Source organism: Ruegeria lacuscaerulensis (assembly GCF_013033355.1).
Classification (GTDB): Bacteria; Pseudomonadota; Alphaproteobacteria; order Rhodobacterales; family Rhodobacteraceae; genus Ruegeria; species Ruegeria lacuscaerulensis_A.
In genome coordinates this window covers 98,966-116,764 of record NZ_WQDY01000004.1, presented here as the reverse complement: position 1 = coordinate 116,764, position 17,799 = coordinate 98,966, and the positions used below count along the sequence as shown (strand labels likewise).

Annotated in this window: 17 protein-coding genes and 1 pseudogene; 11 read left to right on the top strand and 7 right to left on the bottom strand. The window is 59.5% G+C overall.

What is annotated here, in order from left to right; translation table 11 throughout:
- The first annotated feature begins 21 nt into the window (after positions 1-21).
- The 6 genes from scpA to GOW48_RS09245 all read left to right on the top strand — a co-directional run bounded on the left by scpA (position 22) and on the right by GOW48_RS09245 (position 5,475).
- On the top strand, positions 22-2,148 hold the full coding sequence (gene scpA, locus GOW48_RS09270; protein WP_170753156.1) for a methylmalonyl-CoA mutase: 2,127 nt from the start codon (positions 22-24) through the stop codon (positions 2,146-2,148).
- A gap of 100 nt (positions 2,149-2,248) precedes the next feature.
- A complete protein-coding gene (locus GOW48_RS09265) occupies positions 2,249-2,851 on the top strand; it encodes a VOC family protein (protein ID WP_170753154.1) in 603 nt (200 codons plus the stop codon).
- The gene (locus GOW48_RS09260) at positions 2,848-3,372 is read left to right on the top strand and encodes a GNAT family N-acetyltransferase (RefSeq protein WP_170753152.1); all 525 of its coding nucleotides are present in this window, start codon (positions 2,848-2,850) and stop codon (positions 3,370-3,372) included. Before GOW48_RS09265 ends, GOW48_RS09260 begins: the two co-directional genes overlap by 4 nt.
- A 9-nt stretch (positions 3,373-3,381) precedes the next feature.
- Positions 3,382-4,062 (top strand): molecular chaperone DjiA, encoded by a 681-nt coding sequence (locus GOW48_RS09255; RefSeq protein WP_170352493.1) that lies wholly within the window; start codon positions 3,382-3,384, stop codon positions 4,060-4,062.
- Between the two features lie 5 nt (positions 4,063-4,067).
- Positions 4,068-5,066 carry an endonuclease/exonuclease/phosphatase family protein gene (locus tag GOW48_RS09250; RefSeq protein ID WP_170753150.1) on the top strand — a complete coding sequence of 333 codons (999 nt, stop codon included), beginning with the start codon at positions 4,068-4,070 and terminating at the stop codon, positions 5,064-5,066.
- 37 nt (positions 5,067-5,103) lie between these two features.
- Positions 5,104-5,475 (top strand): hypothetical protein, encoded by a 372-nt coding sequence (locus GOW48_RS09245; RefSeq protein ID WP_170753148.1) that lies wholly within the window; start codon positions 5,104-5,106, stop codon positions 5,473-5,475.
- Positions 5,476-5,478: 3 nt separating this feature from the next.
- Here GOW48_RS09245 and GOW48_RS09240 read toward each other — a convergent pair whose 3' ends face one another.
- The 5 genes from GOW48_RS09240 to GOW48_RS09220 form a co-directional block, all read right to left on the bottom strand.
- Positions 5,479-7,023 (bottom strand): Ppx/GppA family phosphatase, encoded by a 1,545-nt coding sequence (locus tag GOW48_RS09240; RefSeq protein WP_170753146.1) that lies wholly within the window; start codon positions 7,021-7,023, stop codon positions 5,479-5,481.
- A 49-nt stretch (positions 7,024-7,072) separates the two neighbouring features.
- Positions 7,073-7,762: a P-loop NTPase family protein gene (locus tag GOW48_RS09235; protein WP_170753144.1), complete on the bottom strand. Its 690-nt coding sequence runs from the start codon at positions 7,760-7,762 to the stop codon at positions 7,073-7,075.
- Positions 7,763-8,836, bottom strand: coding sequence for an AI-2E family transporter (locus GOW48_RS09230; protein ID WP_170352498.1), 1,074 nt, complete (start codon positions 8,834-8,836; stop codon positions 7,763-7,765).
- A 91-nt stretch (positions 8,837-8,927) separates the two neighbouring features.
- Positions 8,928-9,902: an isopenicillin N synthase family dioxygenase gene (locus GOW48_RS09225; RefSeq protein WP_170753142.1), complete on the bottom strand. Its 975-nt coding sequence runs from the start codon at positions 9,900-9,902 to the stop codon at positions 8,928-8,930.
- Complete coding sequence (locus tag GOW48_RS09220; protein WP_170753141.1) at positions 9,902-11,266, bottom strand: FAD-dependent oxidoreductase; 1,365 nt, start codon at positions 11,264-11,266, stop codon at positions 9,902-9,904. The genes GOW48_RS09225 and GOW48_RS09220 overlap by 1 nt, the downstream gene beginning before the upstream one ends.
- 167 nt (positions 11,267-11,433) lie before the next feature.
- On the opposite strand from GOW48_RS09220, the gene proS reads away from it, so the two are divergent.
- Complete coding sequence (proS, locus tag GOW48_RS09215) at positions 11,434-12,774, top strand: proline--tRNA ligase (RefSeq protein ID WP_170753139.1); 1,341 nt, start codon at positions 11,434-11,436, stop codon at positions 12,772-12,774.
- On the top strand, positions 12,758-13,648 hold the full coding sequence (locus GOW48_RS09210; RefSeq protein ID WP_170753137.1) for a glycosyltransferase family 2 protein: 891 nt from the start codon (positions 12,758-12,760) through the stop codon (positions 13,646-13,648). The genes proS and GOW48_RS09210 overlap by 17 nt, the downstream gene beginning before the upstream one ends.
- Here the strand turns inward: GOW48_RS09210 and GOW48_RS09205 are convergent.
- The gene (locus GOW48_RS09205) at positions 13,645-14,001 is read right to left on the bottom strand and encodes a hypothetical protein (RefSeq protein ID WP_170753135.1); all 357 of its coding nucleotides are present in this window, start codon (positions 13,999-14,001) and stop codon (positions 13,645-13,647) included. The genes GOW48_RS09210 and GOW48_RS09205 overlap by 4 nt on opposite strands.
- A 324-nt stretch (positions 14,002-14,325) precedes the next feature.
- On the opposite strand from GOW48_RS09205, the pseudogene GOW48_RS09200 reads away from it, so the two are divergent.
- From GOW48_RS09200 to GOW48_RS09190, 3 genes and pseudogenes are all read left to right on the top strand, one after another.
- Positions 14,326-15,315, top strand: a pseudogene (locus GOW48_RS09200) (DUF6492 family protein); the annotation flags it as partial.
- 65 nt (positions 15,316-15,380) lie between these two features.
- Positions 15,381-16,676 carry a lipoprotein-releasing ABC transporter permease subunit gene (locus tag GOW48_RS09195; protein WP_170753131.1) on the top strand — a complete coding sequence of 432 codons (1,296 nt, stop codon included), beginning with the start codon at positions 15,381-15,383 and terminating at the stop codon, positions 16,674-16,676.
- Positions 16,669-17,355: an ABC transporter ATP-binding protein gene (locus GOW48_RS09190; protein ID WP_170753129.1), complete on the top strand. Its 687-nt coding sequence runs from the start codon at positions 16,669-16,671 to the stop codon at positions 17,353-17,355. The genes GOW48_RS09195 and GOW48_RS09190 overlap by 8 nt, the downstream gene beginning before the upstream one ends.
- On the opposite strand, the gene GOW48_RS09185 is transcribed toward GOW48_RS09190, so the two are convergent.
- Positions 17,339-17,776, bottom strand: a complete 438-nt coding sequence (locus GOW48_RS09185) for a DMT family transporter (RefSeq protein WP_170352507.1) — start codon at positions 17,774-17,776, stop codon at positions 17,339-17,341. The genes GOW48_RS09190 and GOW48_RS09185 overlap by 17 nt on opposite strands.
- Positions 17,777-17,799 lie beyond the last annotated feature (23 nt).

Genomic DNA, 17,799 nt, shown 5'->3' with positions numbered 1-17,799 from the left:
AAATAGGAAAAGGAAATCGCCATGAACGATACCAAAGACTGGCAGGCGCTGGCCGAAAAAGAGCTGCGCGGGCGTCCGCTGGAAGATCTGACCAAAGAGACGCTGGAAGGCATCGACGTCAAGCCGCTCTATACAGCCGAGGATACGGCGGATCTGCCGCACATAGGTACGCTGCCGGGGTTCGGCCCGTTCACGCGCGGGGTTAAGGCTACGATGTATGCAGGCCGCCCATGGACGATCCGTCAATATGCGGGTTTTTCGACCGCCGAGGAATCGAATGCCTTCTACCGCCGCAATCTGGCCGCGGGTCAACAGGGCGTGTCGGTAGCTTTCGATCTGGCCACGCATCGCGGTTATGACAGCGACCACCCGCGCGTGGTGGGCGATGTGGGCAAGGCCGGTGTGGCCATCGACTCTGTCGAGGACATGAAAATCCTGTTCGACGGCATCCCGCTGGACAAGGTTTCGGTCTCGATGACCATGAACGGCGCGGTGATCCCGATTCTGGCGAATTTCATCGTGGCGGGCGAGGAACAGGGGCACGACAAATCTGTGCTGTCCGGCACCATTCAGAATGACATTCTGAAAGAGTTCATGGTGCGGAATACCTATATTTACCCGCCCGAGCCGTCGATGAAGATCATTTCGGATATCATCGATTACACGTCGAATGAGATGCCCAAGTTCAACTCGATCTCGATCTCGGGCTACCATATGCAAGAGGCCGGCGCGAATCTGGTGCAGGAGCTGGCCTATACGCTGGCGGACGGGCGCGAATACGTGCGCGCTGCGACGCAGGCCGGGATGGACGTGGACAAGTTCGCGGGCCGTCTGTCGTTCTTCTTTGCGATTGGTATGAACTTCTTCATGGAGATCGCCAAACTGCGCGCCGCCCGCACCCTGTGGCACCGCGTGATGACCGATTTCGGGGCGAAATCAGAGCGGTCAAAGATGTTGCGTACTCATTGTCAGACCTCTGGCGTTTCGCTGCAGGAACAAGACCCATACAACAATGTGATCCGCACAGCCTATGAGGCTATGAGCGCGGTTCTGGGTGGCACGCAGAGCTTGCACACCAACGCACTGGACGAGGCAATCGCGTTGCCCACTGATTTCTCAGCCCGCATCGCGCGCAACACACAGTTGGTGCTGCAGGAAGAAACCGGTGTGACCGATGTGGTCGATCCGCTGGCGGGGTCTTACTATGTCGAAAGCCTGACCAACGAGCTGGTTGAAAAGGCCTGGGCCCTGATGGAAGAGGTCGAGGAGATGGGTGGTATGACGAAGGCTGTCGCCTCGGGGATGCCCAAGCTGCGGATTGAGGAAAGCGCCGCGCGCCGTCAGGCCATGATCGACCGGGGCGAAGAGGTGATCGTTGGGGTCAACAAATACCGCAAGGAGCAGGAAGACCCGATCGACATTCTGGACGTCGACAACGTCGCTGTGCGCGAGGCGCAGGTCGCGCGTCTGGAACGTATCCGCGCCACCCGTGACGAAGCTGCATGTGAATTGGCGCTGGACGCCCTGACCAAAGCCGCCCAGGAGGGCGGAAACCTGCTGGCTGCTGCGGTCGAAGCCGCCCGCGCCCGCGCATCCGTAGGAGAGATCAGCATGGCAATGGAGAAAGAGTTCGGCCGCCACCGCGCCGAGGTGAAAACACTGGCCGGTGTCTATGGTGCCGCCTATGAGGGCGACGAAGGCTTTGCCGCGATCCAGAAATCCATCGACGAATTCGCCGAGGCAGAGGGCCGCCGCCCGCGCCTGTTGGTGGTCAAGATGGGTCAGGATGGGCATGACCGGGGTGCCAAGGTAATCGCGACCGCCTTTGCCGATATCGGCTTTGACGTGGATGTTGGCCCACTGTTCCAGACACCTGCTGAGGCGGCGCAGGATGCGGTCGACAATGACGTTCATGTGGTCGGGATTTCGTCTCAGGCCGCGGGACACAAAACGCTGGCCCCGCAACTGGTCGAAGAACTGAAAAAGGCCGGAGCTGAAGATATTATCGTCATTTGCGGCGGTGTGATCCCGCAGCAGGATTATCAGTTCCTCTATGATCACGGCGTCAAGGCGATCTTTGGACCGGGCACGAACATTCCCGAGGCTGCACAAGACATCTTGCGCCTGATCCGAGAAGCCAAAGGGTAAGGCTAAAGATTTTTCGACGAAAAATCTTGTGATCCCGGCGCTTTGACGGAAACATGCGACCAGACCCAAAAGGTCTGGTCGCACTACGTTGGAGGCACTCATGTTACTGGATCATCTGGCCGTCTCAGGCGAAACCGTTGAGGAGGCTGCAGCCCATATCGAAGACGCGCTGGGTGTGACCCTGCAGGAGGGCGGCAAACACGAAGCCTTCGGAACACATAATCGTCTTCTAGGGTTGGCCGATGGGCTGTATCTCGAAGCCATTGCAATCGACCCGGCCGCACCCAATCCCGAGCGAACACGCTGGTTCGATCTGGATCGGTTCGAGGGCCCTCCGCGTTTGACCAATTGGATTTGCCAGGTGCCGAGTATTGACGCGGCGCTGGATGTGTTCCCCGATGGTGTTGGACATCCAATCGACTTGGCCCGAGGTGCGTTGCGGTGGCAGATGGCGGTCCCACCGAGTGGTCGTTTGCCTTTCGACAACCTGTTTCCGGCTCTTATTCAATGGCATGGCGATCTGCACCCGGCGCGGATGTTAACGCAAAGCGGTTGCCGATTGCGCCGCTTGGTGGTCTCGCATCCGGAAGGTCTGGAGCTTGCGAAACTGTTGGGCCAGATGGAGGGCGTGGTTTTCGACAGCGGTGCTGCGGCATTGCGGGCCGAGTTTGAGACACCGCATGGACCGCGCGTGTTGGAATGAAAATTCGTCAGGCTCAGGTGGCGGATGCCAAGGCAATCGCGGACATTGCGAATACTATCATTCGGGACACACTGATCACCTTTACGACGGCTGAACGCAACACCGACAGCATTGCAGAGGATATCCGACAACGGGACCGCGCCTATCTGGTGGTTGAAGACGCCGCTTTGGTTCAGGGATTTGCCACCTATGGCCCGTTCCGATCCGGCCCCGGATATGCCCAATGCCGCGAGCATTCTGTTCAGCTATCAGAGCAAGCACGCGGCAAAGGCGCGGGGAGGGCCCTGATGGCTGCACTGGAAGAAGTCGCGCGGCATGAGGGCGTTCATGTGTTGGTCGCCGGCATCTCTTCGGCCAATCCGGGGGCTGAGGCGTTTCACGCAGCGCTTGGGTTCCAACATGTCGGACGGATGCCCGAAGTAGGATACAAATGGGGCAAACGGCTGGATCTTGTGCTGATGCAGAAAATTCTTGCCCCCAAGCCACTCGTCGCACCTGACACCGGCGTTTTCAAAGGCTAGGGTGCGCTCATGTCGATCTGGACTCGCATATCCGATGCGCTAAGCGCGCTTGCCAAGGGCGAAAGCCTGACTGCTGTTTTCGAAAAGCTGCGTACGCCGCCTGAACGGTCGGTGGCCTTTACGATCGCAGTGATCGCGCTGGGCGCCAAGATGGCCAAGGCCGATGGGCAAGTAACCCGCGATGAAGTCACCGCATTTCGTGATGTCTTTCAGATCGCGCGCGAAGATGAGGCAGACGCCGCCCGTGTGTTCGACATGGCCCGAACCGACGTTGCGGGGTATCAGGAATATGCCCGCAAGATCGCGGGGATGTTTGCCGATGACAGCACCACCTTCTGCGACCTGATGGAGGGGCTGTTCCACATCGCCATGGCCGATGGGTTCTACCACCCTAACGAAAACGAGTTCCTGGAAGAGGTCAGCCGCATCTTTGGCCAGACCGAGGCGCAGTTTCTGGCCTTGCGTGCGCGGTTTGTCCCGGATGCGCCTAATGATCCCTACATTGTGTTGGGTGTTCCGCGAGATATGCCACTACTTGATATCCGAAAGGTCTGGCGGCAATTGGTGCGCGAAACCCACCCCGACGCGATGATGGCGCGTGGCGTCCCCGAAGAGGCGATCCGACTGGCCGAGAAAAAGATGATCGACATCAACCGCGCATGGGATGAGATCAACGGCGCTCGGGCCTGACCGCAATGCGGCTGGCGACCTACAATATCGAATGGTTCGCCAATCTTTTTGATCGTCAGGACAGGCTGATTGTCGACGACAGTTGGTCCGGCAGGCACAACATCACCAAGGCGGAACAGGTTGAGGCGATTGCCAAAGTTTTGACGGCCGTAGATGCGGACGCGATGCTCATAGTCGAAGCGCCTAACACCGGTAAGACCCAGAACACCGTGCGCGCGTTGCAGCGTTTTGCCGAAGCATTTGATCTGCGCACCAGTCACGCGGTGATGGGTTTTGCCAACGACACGCATCAGGAACTGTCGCTGATGTATGACCCGATGGCCATGGCAGTAAATCACGACCCGAAGGGGACGGGTGACAAGAACGCCCCGCGGTTTGACGGCGTGTTTCATATTGACCTCGACATCGACGCGACCGAAGACCGCGTTCGGTTTTCAAAGCCTCCGATGGAGCTATTGGTGCGGACACCGGCGGGTGGGCGCTTTCGTCTGATCGGCGCGCATCTGAAATCAAAAGCCCCTCATGGGGCCGAAAACCGGGACGAGGCTATACGAATCTCGATCGCCAATCGACGCAAGCAATTGGCTCAGGCGGTGTGGCTGTCGCGGCGGGTAGGGGCCCATTTAGACGCGGCAGAACCCGTGATCCTGATGGGCGATCTGAACGATGGACCGGGGCTGGATGAGTTTGAAAACCTGTTTGGCCGATCCTCGGTCGAGATTTTGTTGCAAGCGGGCCTGTTCGACCCTCACGCGGTCGAGGCCTATGCGGATCAACCGGGTAGTTTGTATTCGACGGCGCGCTTTGCGCGCCCGACCGAAGGTGAGTATCTTGAGGCTCTACTGGACTACATCATGATCAGCGAGGAATTGCGGGCGTGCAGTCCGCAATGGCGCATCTGGCATCCTTTTCATGACCCGGCCTGCCTGGCTGTGACGGACTTGCATCAAGCGCTTTTGACCGCATCCGATCATTTCCCCGTCACACTGGATATTGATCTGTGACCTTACATGACCGGCCTGATGGCTCTATATTGCCAGTATGAGACATTTCATCACGATCTGCGCGATTTCCGCAGCCTTGACCCACCCGGCCCACGCTGAAGATGACAGCGGCCCGTCGCTGATGGAGCAAGGCGCCGAACTGTTCTTTGAAGGGCTGCGAAAGGAAATGGAACCAGCGTTCGATGAATTGCTGGGGCTGGCTGATCAGTTTGGACCAGCGATGCAGTCTTTCATGGCCGAGATGGGTCCAGCGCTTGCGGATCTGGCTGCCGAGATCGAGGACTGGAGCACCTATGAGGTCCCGGAAATCCTGCCCAATGGCGATATCATTATCCGCAAAAAGCCTGAAACACCCGAAATCGAACCGGTACAGCCGCAGGACGCGCCGGAAGGTGAGATTGATATCTAAGGCTCAGCCTTTGATCACAACGCGGGTTTCCGACCTCAGTGCAGACGCCAGTGAATTCAGGCGCGCTTGGGCCACTTCGCTGAAGAGCGAGGCAGCGGTTTCAGGCAAAAACAGTTCAAGCTGTCGCTTTTTTGGATAAAAGCGCAACTTACCCATCGTGGCGTCGTTCTGCATCCAAAGCATCGCGCCGAACCGCATGGCTTTGCCCAGAATCTCGGCCTGTTTCTGGCCGCTTTCATCTAACAGGTCATAAAGCGGTGCAAACCGGTTATCTTCGCGCTTGTTGCGGTATCGGTGCTGCAGGGCAAGCCCGATGAATACCCGCTCGGAGTGTTTTAGGCCCCCCAAATTGGCGCGTGTGACATAGTCAAAGCAGGTCTCGGCCCGGTAGTCGGGATGCGCGCGCCAACTTACATCATGCAGCAGGCAAGCCGCCTTGATCAGACGCACCCGTGCGTCGGGGGCGGATTTGAACAAGGGCATCACGAAGTCAAACAAGTGTTTGCTGAACCCGGGCAAGCGAGCATCTTTCGCCTCATAAAATCGACTGGCTTCGATCAATGGATCGCGGTCGCGCAGGATTTGCGGCATCTGTTCGTATAGCAAGCCTTCACGGATGCCATAGCTTGAGATCGCGATATCCTTAGGTTTGAACGTCCGCACCAAACGGGCCAGTACATCCATCGCAAAGGGCATCAACGCCATACGAGAGCCAGACACACCAGCAAGGCTTCGCAGCTTGTCCGGGTCGCCCTTTTCAATGAATTTTATTGTCTCGTGAACCTGTTTGGTGGTCATGCGGTATTCATGCAGCACGTTCAGCGGATAGCCCCGGCGCAACATGTCCAACCGTGCAAAAGCACGCCAACTGCCACCGACCAGAAACAGCCGGTCACGCTGCGGCCCCATTTGATCGCGCAGCTCTTCCATCGTGGCTTTGATATGTGCTTTGCGCGCCCGTCGCCCACCTTTGATATCGCGCAGCTTGAGCGGACCAAGGGCCGATGTCACGCGGCGGCCCACATCGCCGCCTCCGATCTCGGCCAGTTCCATCGAAGACCCGCCGATGTCGCAGATCAAGCCATAGGCTCCGGGCCAGCCCAACAGGACGCCTTGCGCAGACAGGCGCGCCTCTTCACCGCCGTCGATAACCGAGACGGTCAGGCCAGTTTCGGCAAAAACCTCTTTGCAGAAGGCAGGCCCATCTGTGGCTTCGCGCACCGCAGCCGTCGCGACAACATGCAGGCCCGGCAGCCCCAAATCCTGGGCCAGTTGTGCAAACCGACGCAGGGCAGCCAATGCGCGTTCCCGTCCGCGTGGGTTCAGACGCCCGGTCTCGGACAGGCCTGCGCCCAGTTCGCACATAACTTTTTCGTTGTAGAAATAGGCTGGCGACCGTGCTGCACCGTCAAAGATAACCATTCGGACCGAGTTCGATCCAACGTCGACCACTCCGACACGCGACAGGGCGCGGGCCTCGGGGTTGTCGAATAGCGGTTTTCCGAAAGGCCCCCAGTCGGGGATGTCTGTGTCGACGGTCTGATCCATGTCTCTTCCAGATATTCCGTGCTTAGAATGCGAAATCGTCGGGTTTGGGTCAATCGTCAGATGCGACATCATCTGCGTCCGAGTTTAGGACACGCACAGCCAGCGAGCGGGTGATGTCACGTTTTTCAGTCAAAGCCACCAAATCCAACTGCGCGACAACATTTGCGGCTGTCTCGAACCTACGATCCATGTGTTTCACAAGGTAGGATATCACCTCGGGGCCCGGGTTAAGCTGTCGGTCCAGAAACAGTTTAGCCAGAACCGCCCCCAAAAGGGCGTCGTCTGGCGGGTCCAGTGCTACGTGGTGTGCCCCCTCGATCCGGCTTTGAAGGTCAGGCAGCGGCAGTTCCCAGAACTTCGGAGCCATGCGCCCTGTCATCAACAGAGCGTTGCCTTCCGCCAGCGTCAAGTTGTGCAAATGGAACAACGTCTTTTGGAGGTCGGGATCACCGGCGATCATCGGCACGTCTTCCACAGCAATCGGCGTGCTGGCCAGTGCGGGTACATCGTCATAGCGCAGATCACGGGCCTGAATAATCCGGCCTCCTGTCTCAGCCGCCCAGACATGGGCCAGGTGAGTCTTTCCCGCGCCCGCCGGGCCGCTTAGCACCAGCTTATTGCCGGGCCACGAGGTCGCAGAAATCATCGCCACCGCCAGCGCATTGGCAGGCGAGACAAAGAAATCCTCGCGGCCCAAGGCGGTTTTGGCCGGCAGGTCAAAGCTCAGTTGGCGGGGCATTTATTCGTCGTCCTGTTGAAGCCCTTCAAGGCCCGTATACAAGCGGCTGTCCAGATAAAGAGAGGTCATGAACCGGGCCACAACACCCAGTGCCGCCGCGACCGGAACCGCCACCAGCATCCCGACAAATCCGAACATGGCGCCAAACACCGATAAAGCCAGCAAAAGCCAGACAGGGTGCAAACCTACCGAACTGCCCACCAGCTTGGGGGTCAGGAAATTGCCCTCGGTCACTTGTCCCAGCGCGAAGATCCCGGCGACCAGCCCGATCTGCGCCCAGTCGCCCCAGAACTGAAACAGGGCCAGCCCGATTGCCAGCGATCCGCCGATCAGTGCGCCCAGATAGGGGATGAAGGTCACGAGCCCGGCGATAAAGCCCACGATCAGGCCAAACTGCAGGCCCACCGCCATCAGCGCCACGGCATAATAGGTGCCAAGGATCAGGCAGACCGTCCCCATACCGCGCACGAACGAGGCCAAAACGGCGTCAATCTCGCTGGCCAGGCGCTTTATGGTGGGGGCGTGGTCGCGGGGCAACAGCTCTCCGACACGGGCGATCATACGGTCCCAGTCCAACAGCAGATAGACAGCGACAACGGGGACGATCACCAGCAGCACCACCACATTGATCGCGGATCCCAGCGACGCCGCCACCGATTGCAGCACATCCCCGGTTTTGGATTGCAGCGTCTCGCCCAGCGAGACAAGGAATTGGTGCGAGCTGGATTCGCGGTCCAGCAGCGAGGGGAATTGTTGCTCGACAAACCCGCGCAGCTGTTTGATCAGGCTGGGCATGAACTCGACAAGGTCAATCAGCTGCGTGACCAGCGCGGGCACGACCATCAGGATCATCAGGACAAAGCCCAGAACTCCGACAACGGTTATAATCGCGGTTGCCGCCATGCGTGACAGCCCCAGATTTTCCAGCCGGTCGGCAACCGGGTCAAGAAAATAGGCAATCGCACCGCCAATTACGAAAGGCAAAAGCACATCGCCCAGCGCCCACATCAGGAACACGAAGACAACAGCGGCAATGCCCCAGTATCTGAGTTGGTCCTTCACTGGCAGCGCCATGCCCGTCCCCTTGTTGCCGGTTCTTGCATATGTTCTTGGCGTATGCGGCGCGGCGATGCAAGCGGTTCATGGGGCTGTGGATTTCTGCCCCTCAATCGGCAAGCGTTCCCAGTTCCGGCGTCGCCTCATCGGCATGTTCATCTGGCCAGTTGGTGCGCCATATCTCGGCCGACCAATGGCCGCAATGGACCGAAGGGCGGTCGAATCCGTCCAAAGGCTCCAGCAGCGGACGCACAACAACATCATGACGAGGTACAGCGAAATATGGGAAGGAATAGCGTTCTTGCCAAGATCGGTTGACAACCCGGTGTGGCGTGGATTTCAGGCGTCCACCGGACCAAAGCTCTAGCATGTCACCGATATTCACGACAAACCCGCCAGGAGGGCAGTCCGGCGTGATCCAGCCGCCTTCGCGGGTCTGAACCTCCAGCCCGCCGACGGGGTCGGGGGCGATGATGGTCAGGGCGTCGGTATCCTTGTGCGGGTGGATACCATATCCACCCTCATCCGGTGCCTGCGGCGGGTAATGCAGCAGGGTCATGTTGGTCATTGGATCGACAAAGGCATCGCGCAGGGCGCGCGCAGGCAGGGCCAGGCCGACCTCTAGCGCGCCCAGCAGGTGATCTGCCACCGTGTCCAGTCGCGACCAATAGCCCAGTATCGTGTCACGCGCGCCATCCACGCCCTTTGGCCAGAGGTTCGGGCCATAAAGCGCGCAGTCCAGCCGGATCGGTGCATCGGGGGCCACGTCATAGTGCAGCTTGTAGCCCTCGTATTTGTCGGCCTTACCTGATCCGTCATTGGGCGTGAAGAACCCCATTGGGATATATCCACGATAGTTCTCGCGCGTGATCGCCTGATCCCATTTGGCGCTTTCCTCGACTGCAAAAATATCGCGCACGCAGGCGCGCACGGCGTCTGCCGTCTCGGGGGCAATGCCCGTGCCGGTGATCGACAAAAAACCGACCCTAGTGCAGGCGTCCATGATCTGCTGGACGGTGCGAGCATAGTCCGGGTGGGCCGAGTCGCGCAGGGGGGTGATGTCGATGGTCGGGATATGCTGCATCAGTGAATCCGCACGCCCTGACGGTCGAGTTCTTTGTGGACGGGGGCGAGGTTCATCGTGTCGACCTCCTGATTGCTTTTCAACGATAGCGCAGCGGCGATGCCTGCGCCTTGGCCCATGACAGCGCAGCAGGCCATGTTGCGTGTGGCGGCATGGGCCACTTTGTCGGCTCCGTGGGAGCGGCCCGCGACCAGCAACCCTTTGATTCCCTTGGGGAGCATCGAACGATAGGGCACCTGCATATACCGCCCCGTGGTGGGTAGGATCAGGATGCCATAGCCGTCAATGAATTCGGGGTAGATGCCGATCGTATCTTCGAACCGGCCCTGATGGCGGGCGTCATCCTCGGTCATGTTGTAGACCGCGTCGATCTTGCGTGTGTCACGGATACCGATGGTCATGCCGAAATTTCGCAGCCGCGCGTTTTCGCAGCCCGGCATGAAACGGCGCAGCGCCTCAATGGCCAGCATCGACTGACGGCGGCCCTCGATCTCGCCCCGCGTCAAGCTGTCGGGATCGGTGCCGTCAATCTCGGCCAGATGGATGAGGTTCATATAGGTCAGCTCACCCGTATCATGCATCGCACCCCACGTGCCTGCGATGGTGTTCAGGTGCGGCGGGATCATCCCTGCATCAATCGCCTGTTGGAAGGGCTTGTGAACGAAGGGCGAGAACATGTCATCCTCTTTCCCCGAGGTCTCGATATTCCACTCACCGCCGCCGCCCCAGTCCTTGTAGGTCTGCGGATCGGCCTTGACGCCCTCCATAAACGCGCGCTTGTCGACACCGGCCAGATGGAACATGACCGAGGCCGCCATCATATCCTCGCGCGCGGTTTTGTGCGTCGGGGCACCGGCGCGGTGGGCGACATCTGCGTCGCCGGTGGCGTCGATCACCACGCGGGCCAGAATCGCCTCGCGGCCCGCTTTGGATTCGGTTATGATGCCGGTGATCCGGTTGCCGTCCATGATCGGGGCCACGAACTGACGGTGCAGCATCGGATGCACACCCGCCTCTTCGACCAGTTTGTCGGCGACCAGCTTGAACCCCTCGCTGTCCAGCTCATAACTCAGCGACTGGCTTTCCGGCACCGCCGCGCCCATGTCCTTGGCGCGGGTCTCAAACTCCATGCCGATGCCGCCTGCCTCGACCGTTTGTTCGTGGCGATACCATGCGAACCCCTCTACCCCCACGGCGGTGATATTGCCGCCCATGCAGCCAAAGCGGTCAACCAGTGACACTTCGGCCCCGGCGCGCGCGGCGGCCAAAGCGGCGGCCAACCCGGCGGGGCCAGAGCCCACGACCAGAACATCCGTCTGGTGAACAACAGGAATTTGACGGGCGGGTTCCGAGATTGTCTGCATCGGGGCCTCACATTTTTACATTCCTGTCACATTTGAGGTTCCTGACTGGCGGGTCAATAAAAAATGCGACGGGCCAGGGGTCGCAAAAACGCCATTGCGTGATTGCCCCCGGCGAGGCTTTGGCATAATCACCTTGCAGCGAAATTTTCACCTTTGAAGGTCCTCCCATGCGCCTGAGCCGTTACTTTCTGCCCGTTCTCAAGGAAAACCCCTCCGAGGCTCAGATCGTCAGTCACCGGCTGATGCTGCGCGCGGGCATGATCAAGCAGGCTTCGGCCGGGATTTACTCGTGGCTGCCGATGGGCTTCAAAGTGCTGCGCAAGCTGGAAAACATCATCCACGAAGAGCAGGCGCGCGCTGGCCACATAGCGATCCAGATGCCGATCATCCAATCGGCGGACCTGTGGCGCGAATCCGGGCGTTACGACGACTATGGTCAGGAGATGCTGCGGATGAAGGACCGGCATGACCGGGATATGTTGTTTACGCCGACTGCCGAGGAACTGGTTACGGATATCTTCCGTGGCCACGTCAACAGCTACAAAGACCTGCCGCTGACCCTGTACCAGATCCAGTGGAAGTTCCGCGATGAAATCCGCCCGCGTTTCGGCGTGATGCGGGGGCGTGAGTTCTATATGAAGGACGGCTACAACTTCGACCTGACCAAAGAGGATGCGTTGCACGCTTATAACCGCCATCTGGTCAGCTATCTGCGCACCTATGAACGTATGGGCCTGCAAGCCATCCCGATGCGCGCCGATTCCGGCCCGATCGGTGGCGACGACACGCATGAATTCCTTGTGCTGGCCGATACGGGTGAATCCGAGGTCTTCTATGACAGCGCTGTCACCGATCTGAGTTTTGGTGATCGTCAGATCGACTACGACGACCGCGCGCAATGTCAGGCGATCTTGGAAGAGTTCACCTCGAAATATGCGCGCACCGATGAAACCCATGACGAGGCGCTGTTCAATCAGGTGCCCGAGGATCGCCGCCGTGTGGCGCGTGGGATCGAAGTAGGGCAGATCTTCTATTTCGGCACCAAGTATTCCGAGGCGATGGGCGCAACCGTTCAAGGCCCGGATGGCAAGCCGACGCCCGTTCACATGGGCAGCCACGGCATCGGCGTCAGCCGCCTGATCGGCGCCATCATAGAAGCCAGCCATGACGATAAGGGCATCATCTGGCCCGAAGGCGTAACCCCGTTCCATTGCGGCATCGTGAACCTGAAGCAGGGCGATGAAGAGGCAGATGCGGCCTGTGACAAGCTCTACGGTGCGCTGACTGCGCTGGGGCTGGAGCCGCTCTATGATGACCGCAACGAGCGGGCAGGTGGCAAATTCGCCACCATGGACCTGATCGGCCTGCCATGGCGCATCACCGTTGGTCCGCGCGGGTTGAAAAACGGTGTGGTTGAACTGACCTGCCGCCGCACTGGCGAGAGCGAGGAACTCAGCCCCGAGGCCGCCGTCACTAAGATCGCCGAGATCTATGAGCAAATCGGCTGACACAGACGTGCCGCTGATCTCGGTTGTCACGGCGACGCATAACCTGCTGTCTCAAGGGCGGCAGGATAGCTTTCGCGAGGTAATCGCGTGCATGGCCCGCCAGAACTGCTTGAGGGCCGAGCATATTATTCAGGACGGTGCCTCAACGGATGGCACCGTCCCGTTTCTTCAGGACGTCACTGCCAATGCAGAACGGACCCGCGTGATCAGCGAACCGGACCGCAACCTCTATGATGCGATGAACAAGGGGGCAGGGGCCGCGCGTGGTCAATACCTTTTGTTCCTGAACTCGGATGACTCACTCGCTTCGGATGACATCCTGAACATAGCCGCTGAACGTTTGACCGCGACCCGGCCCGACTTCCTGTACGGGTCCACCTTGCGCCGGTTCAAGGACGGGACGGAAAGCCGCGAAAAGCGCATGTCGCTGACTGCGATCCTGCAACGGATGCCGTTCTGCCATAACTCAGTCCTGATCCGGCGCGACGTGTTTGCGGCGCTGGGCGGCCATGATCCGCAATTCCGCGTGGCGGCCGACTATGACCTGATGCTGCGCATGATCACGGCCGGGTATCAGGGCGAACGGATGGATGAGCCGATCTCGATGTTTTGGGGACGTGGGGCCAGCAGTGACCCGGATGTGACGGCCCGAGACTATGCGCGGGTCTGGATGAAGTATTACGACGGGCGTAAAGCTGCGCGTGACTTGACCGAGGATGATTTCTGCCGGTTCTACCATCGCGGCCATATGCCCGCGAAACTGGTCCTTGGGCGGTTGATCGAACCGGGAACATGCGCCGGTATCAAAGCGGCGGCGCGCCACAGCCTGTGGAAGGCCACGCGGCGTTCAGTCCAGTTCTGGCGCAGCTTTTAAGCGCCGTTCACCGAAGGTCGGGCGGCCAGCAGGTCTCCGGTTTCACTGTCGCGTGCAACAACTATGGGGCGTCCCATCCGCTGCACCAAGTCGCGGAACTCCAGCCCCAGGAACCTCAGCCCACACACCCGCTTTGCCGTTGCGATGTCGGTAATGCACAGGCGTCCTTGCCGGAAGGCAAGCTGGTAGCCTTTGTCTTTCAGGATGTCTGTCAGGCCATTCCAACTGGCTGCACTGGCAAACAAAGGACGTATCGCGGCCCTAAGCAATGCCGCTGTTTCGCAATCCAGTTCTGTTGATGCCTGCCGGGCCGAAATCGCGCCCGCTTTTTCTTTGTTTAGTCGAATACTCATGAGCGACCCCCGCTCTAAAAATTGTATTCCCCCAAAGTCAGGGTGACAAAGTTTCGAAAAATAATCAAAAAGCGAAATATTATTCCAACGAAAATGTTGCATTTTGAGTTCAGTCAATCACGCGAACCCGGCATTGACTACATAGCTGAAACAGTCGCCGCTGGTCTGTGAACGGTATCACAACCTTTGGTTTTGAGAGGTTCGACTAAATCATCCTTACCTCGAACAGCGGTTTGCCGGACCCGACGACTGATTCGTGGTGTGGTTCGCTTGGACAGGTCGGCAAATGCTGCTAGATGAGCGGAAAAACGCAAAAAGGTCCGCGCGGTGCTGAGTTTCGCAACGGTTGTATATTCCAGGGACTTTCCTTTGCTGGAACTTCAGGCCCTTTCCTTCGCCCGGTTTGTTGATCCGGCGCAGGTCGGGTCGATCCATGTGATCATGAACGACGTTGATGAGGGTGCGTTGCGGCAGCGGATCGAGCCGATTCTACCTGCCTACGGAGCACTGCAAGACAAGGTGCGCGTCCTCAGTGGGGACGATGTTCTACTGGGGGAGGGTCATTGTGCGCGACGCCCGGCGCTGGATCGCGTGCTGATCGAGAACCGCTTTCGCATTCCGCTGATCCGCAAGGGCGGGTGGCGTGGCAACAATGGCTACCGCAATCAACAGATTCTGAAACTGGGCGCGGCGCGGGTCGCGGCCTCCGAGAATATGGTCATTTTGGACACCAAGAACCTGTTTCTGCGCCAGTTTGATGAGGCAGAGTTCTTTACGCCCGGCGGCGCGGCGCGCATCCCGTTCATTGACATTGAAAGTGATTTTCACCGCAACTGGCTGCTGCAAAGTTTGGATGCCCTAGGTGCGCCACGGTCTGATCCGGGGCAGATCAAGACGACAACCTTTGCCACGCCGTACCCGGTGCGCCGGTCGCTTGTCCTGTCTCTGCTGGACGAAATCAACGCGCGCTACGGCTCGGTTCAGGCCTTGTTCGCGTCGCGCAGGCGGCCCTCAGAGTTCATGCTGATGAACGCGTTTTGCCTGAAATCCCACGACGGTTACGCCCCATGGTTCGAAGAGGCGGAGTCTACAGCCATCGGGCTCTGGCCTACGTATTCGACCGAGGCGCTGACGCAGTTGCTGGGACGGCTGGATGACCCGCGCAGTTTGACGCTTGGGTTGCACAACCGCGCCATCGCAAACCTGCCCCAGGATTTGCGCGACCGTGTCTTTCACGAGCTTGAGGCGCGCGGCATTTGTGACCGGAACCGGGCCGAGGCCGTTTTGCAGCAAACCGCAGCCCTGTCGGGATAACGCGCGGCTTGACCATTTGGCCAAATGCCGAAAGGGTCACGTCCAACAAAAACACCGGAGCAGGCATGGCCAAGACACCCCCGCCCTTTGCACCTTTTGAATGGAAAATCGCCTGGCGATACCTACGCGCGCGCCGCGCCGAGGGGGGCGTCAGCGTGATGACCTGGATCTCGCTGATCGGGATCACCTTGGCCGTGTTCGCTCTGATCGCCACGTTGGCAGTTCGATCGGGTTTCCGTGCCGAGTTTGTCGGCACCATTCTGGGGGCCAACGCGCATGTGACGGTTTATTCGGCTGGGAATTTTGATGCCCAGGGGCGCGTAGATCGGACCATTGAAAACTACGATCAGGTGGCTGACAGGATCGGGCAGGTGCCGGGCGTTCAACGGGCGGCAGCTTTGGTCAAGGGGCAAGTGCTGATCACCAACCGCGACCGCAGCAGCGGTGTCGAAGTTTTTGGGATACAGCCGGACGACTTGTTGGACCTGCCGGGCATCGCCGAAAGCGATCAGGCGGTTGGCGATCTGTCGGAATTCCAGAACGAGGAATTCGTTATTGCGATCGGTTCGGGCGTGGCGCGCAGTATCGGGGCTACAGTAGGGGATACAGTCAAGCTGACCTCGCCTAACGGGGTAAAGACGGCTTTTGGCACCTCGCCCCGCGTCAGCGCCTATCGGGTGGTTTATGTGTTTTCGGCCGGGCGCTATGACATCGACCGCACCCGTGTCTACATGCCGTTCGAACAGGCGCAGACCTTCTTTAACCGGGAAGGTGTGGCCGACGAGATCGAAGTTATGGTGGATGATCCGGAGAATCTGACACCCATTCTGATCCCCATCCTGGAAGCAGCAGGCGAACGCAGTCAGATATGGACATGGCAGGACGCCTCGGGCGGGTTCCTGCGCGCGCTTGAGGTCGAGGACAATGTGATGTTCATCATCCTGTCGATCCTTGTACTGATTGCGGCGATGAACATCGTCTCGGGTCTGATCATGCTGGTCAAGAACAAGGGGCGAGATATCGGCATCCTGCGCACCATTGGCCTCAGCGAAGGGTCTGTCCTGCGCGTGTTCTTCATCTGCGGGTCATTTACGGGCATTATCGGCACCACGATGGGTGTGGTGCTGGGGTGCCTGTTTGCGATCTATATCGACCCGATCTTCAGCTTTGTAAATTTCGTGATGGGCGGTGGAGTCTGGGATCCGTCGATCCGGGGCATCTATGCTTTGCCAGCCGAATTGCACCTGTCCGATGTGCTCAAAGCCGTGGGGCTGTCGCTTGGCTTGTCCTTCTTCGTCACCTATTTTCCGGCCCGTCGCGCGGCGCGGCTGAACCCGGTTGAGGCGCTGCGCTATGAGTGATGTGACATTGCGGCTGAACGGTCTGACCAAAACCTATCTGCAGGGCACACCGGGCGAGGTGCAGGTGCTGCGCGGCGTCGATCTGGACCTACGCGCGGGCGAGGCAGTTGCACTAGTGGCGCCCTCTGGGGCGGGGAAGTCGACGCTGCTGCATATTGCCGGGCTGCTGGACACGCCCGATAGCGGCACCGTTGAGATCGCGGGGCAGAGCATCGCAGGCAAAGGCGACCGCACCCGCACCGCGCTGCGGCGGCAGGATGTAGGCTTTGTCTATCAGTTCCACCATCTACTGCCCGAGTTCACAGCGCTGGAGAACATCACCCTGCCGCAACTGGCCAATGGTGTCTCCGAGAAGGCCGCACAGGACAGGGCGATGGCGCTGCTGGATCGCGTCGGTGTTGCGGCGCGCGCGGATCACCGCCCGGCGGCCCTGTCTGGGGGCGAGCAACAGCGGGTCGCCTTTTGCCGCGCGCTGGCCAACGCGCCGCGCGTATTGTTGGCGGATGAACCGACGGGCAATCTCGACCCCGAGACCTCGGATCAGGTGTTCGATGCGCTAATGGCATTGGTGCGGGACGAGGGGCTCTCGGCCCTGATCGCCACGCACAATATGGATCTGGCCGCGCGGATGGATCGCAAGCTGCGGTTGGATGGGGGCGTTCTTAAGCCAGTTGAGTGATCGCCACCCCGGCGGCCATCACGGCAATACCGCCCGCGCGTATCCATGTCAGCGGCGTGACTTGCGCACCGAACAGGCCGAAATGGTCTATGGCAGCGGCGCTGATCAACTGTCCGATCAACACGAAGAACACCGCGTTGCCCACACCGAAATGCGGGGCGACGTGGGTGATAGACAGAACGTAGAAGGCGATAAGCACACCCGCAAGCAGCAGGTGTCTTGGTGCCCCGGCGATTTTCGATAAGGCTCCGAACCCCGGAAATAGCACCATGACGACCGCCGAAGATGCAAAGGCGATGGCGAACAGAACCACTGCGGCGGTCGTGGGGGAACCGATCATCTTGCCCAAAGCCGCGTTCAATGCGGCGAGGATGGGAACTCCGATTCCGGCGGCCAGCATGATGGCTGCGTATTGTGTCATGGCCCGTGTCCTATGGTTTCGTT

Coding starts and splice junctions, on each gene's coding strand:
- GOW48_RS09220 (WP_170753141.1), bottom strand. CDS start 11,266: ATGCAGACAATCTCGGAACCCGCCCGTCAAATTCCTGTTGTTCACCAG.
- GOW48_RS09245 (WP_170753148.1), top strand. CDS start 5,104: ATGAGACATTTCATCACGATCTGCGCGATTTCCGCAGCCTTGACCCAC.
- GOW48_RS09190 (WP_170753129.1), top strand. CDS start 16,669: ATGAGTGATGTGACATTGCGGCTGAACGGTCTGACCAAAACCTATCTG.
- GOW48_RS09255 (WP_170352493.1), top strand. CDS start 3,382: ATGTCGATCTGGACTCGCATATCCGATGCGCTAAGCGCGCTTGCCAAG.
- proS (WP_170753139.1), top strand. CDS start 11,434: ATGCGCCTGAGCCGTTACTTTCTGCCCGTTCTCAAGGAAAACCCCTCC.
- scpA (WP_170753156.1), top strand. CDS start 22: ATGAACGATACCAAAGACTGGCAGGCGCTGGCCGAAAAAGAGCTGCGC.
- GOW48_RS09210 (WP_170753137.1), top strand. CDS start 12,758: ATGAGCAAATCGGCTGACACAGACGTGCCGCTGATCTCGGTTGTCACG.
- GOW48_RS09235 (WP_170753144.1), bottom strand. CDS start 7,762: ATGCCCCGCCAACTGAGCTTTGACCTGCCGGCCAAAACCGCCTTGGGC.
- GOW48_RS09260 (WP_170753152.1), top strand. CDS start 2,848: ATGAAAATTCGTCAGGCTCAGGTGGCGGATGCCAAGGCAATCGCGGAC.
- GOW48_RS09265 (WP_170753154.1), top strand. CDS start 2,249: ATGTTACTGGATCATCTGGCCGTCTCAGGCGAAACCGTTGAGGAGGCT.
- GOW48_RS09195 (WP_170753131.1), top strand. CDS start 15,381: ATGGCCAAGACACCCCCGCCCTTTGCACCTTTTGAATGGAAAATCGCC.
- GOW48_RS09250 (WP_170753150.1), top strand. CDS start 4,068: ATGCGGCTGGCGACCTACAATATCGAATGGTTCGCCAATCTTTTTGAT.
- GOW48_RS09225 (WP_170753142.1), bottom strand. CDS start 9,902: ATGCAGCATATCCCGACCATCGACATCACCCCCCTGCGCGACTCGGCC.
- GOW48_RS09185 (WP_170352507.1), bottom strand. CDS start 17,776: ATGACACAATACGCAGCCATCATGCTGGCCGCCGGAATCGGAGTTCCC.
- GOW48_RS09230 (WP_170352498.1), bottom strand. CDS start 8,836: ATGGCGCTGCCAGTGAAGGACCAACTCAGATACTGGGGCATTGCCGCT.
- GOW48_RS09240 (WP_170753146.1), bottom strand. CDS start 7,023: ATGGATCAGACCGTCGACACAGACATCCCCGACTGGGGGCCTTTCGGA.
- GOW48_RS09205 (WP_170753135.1), bottom strand. CDS start 14,001: ATGAGTATTCGACTAAACAAAGAAAAAGCGGGCGCGATTTCGGCCCGG.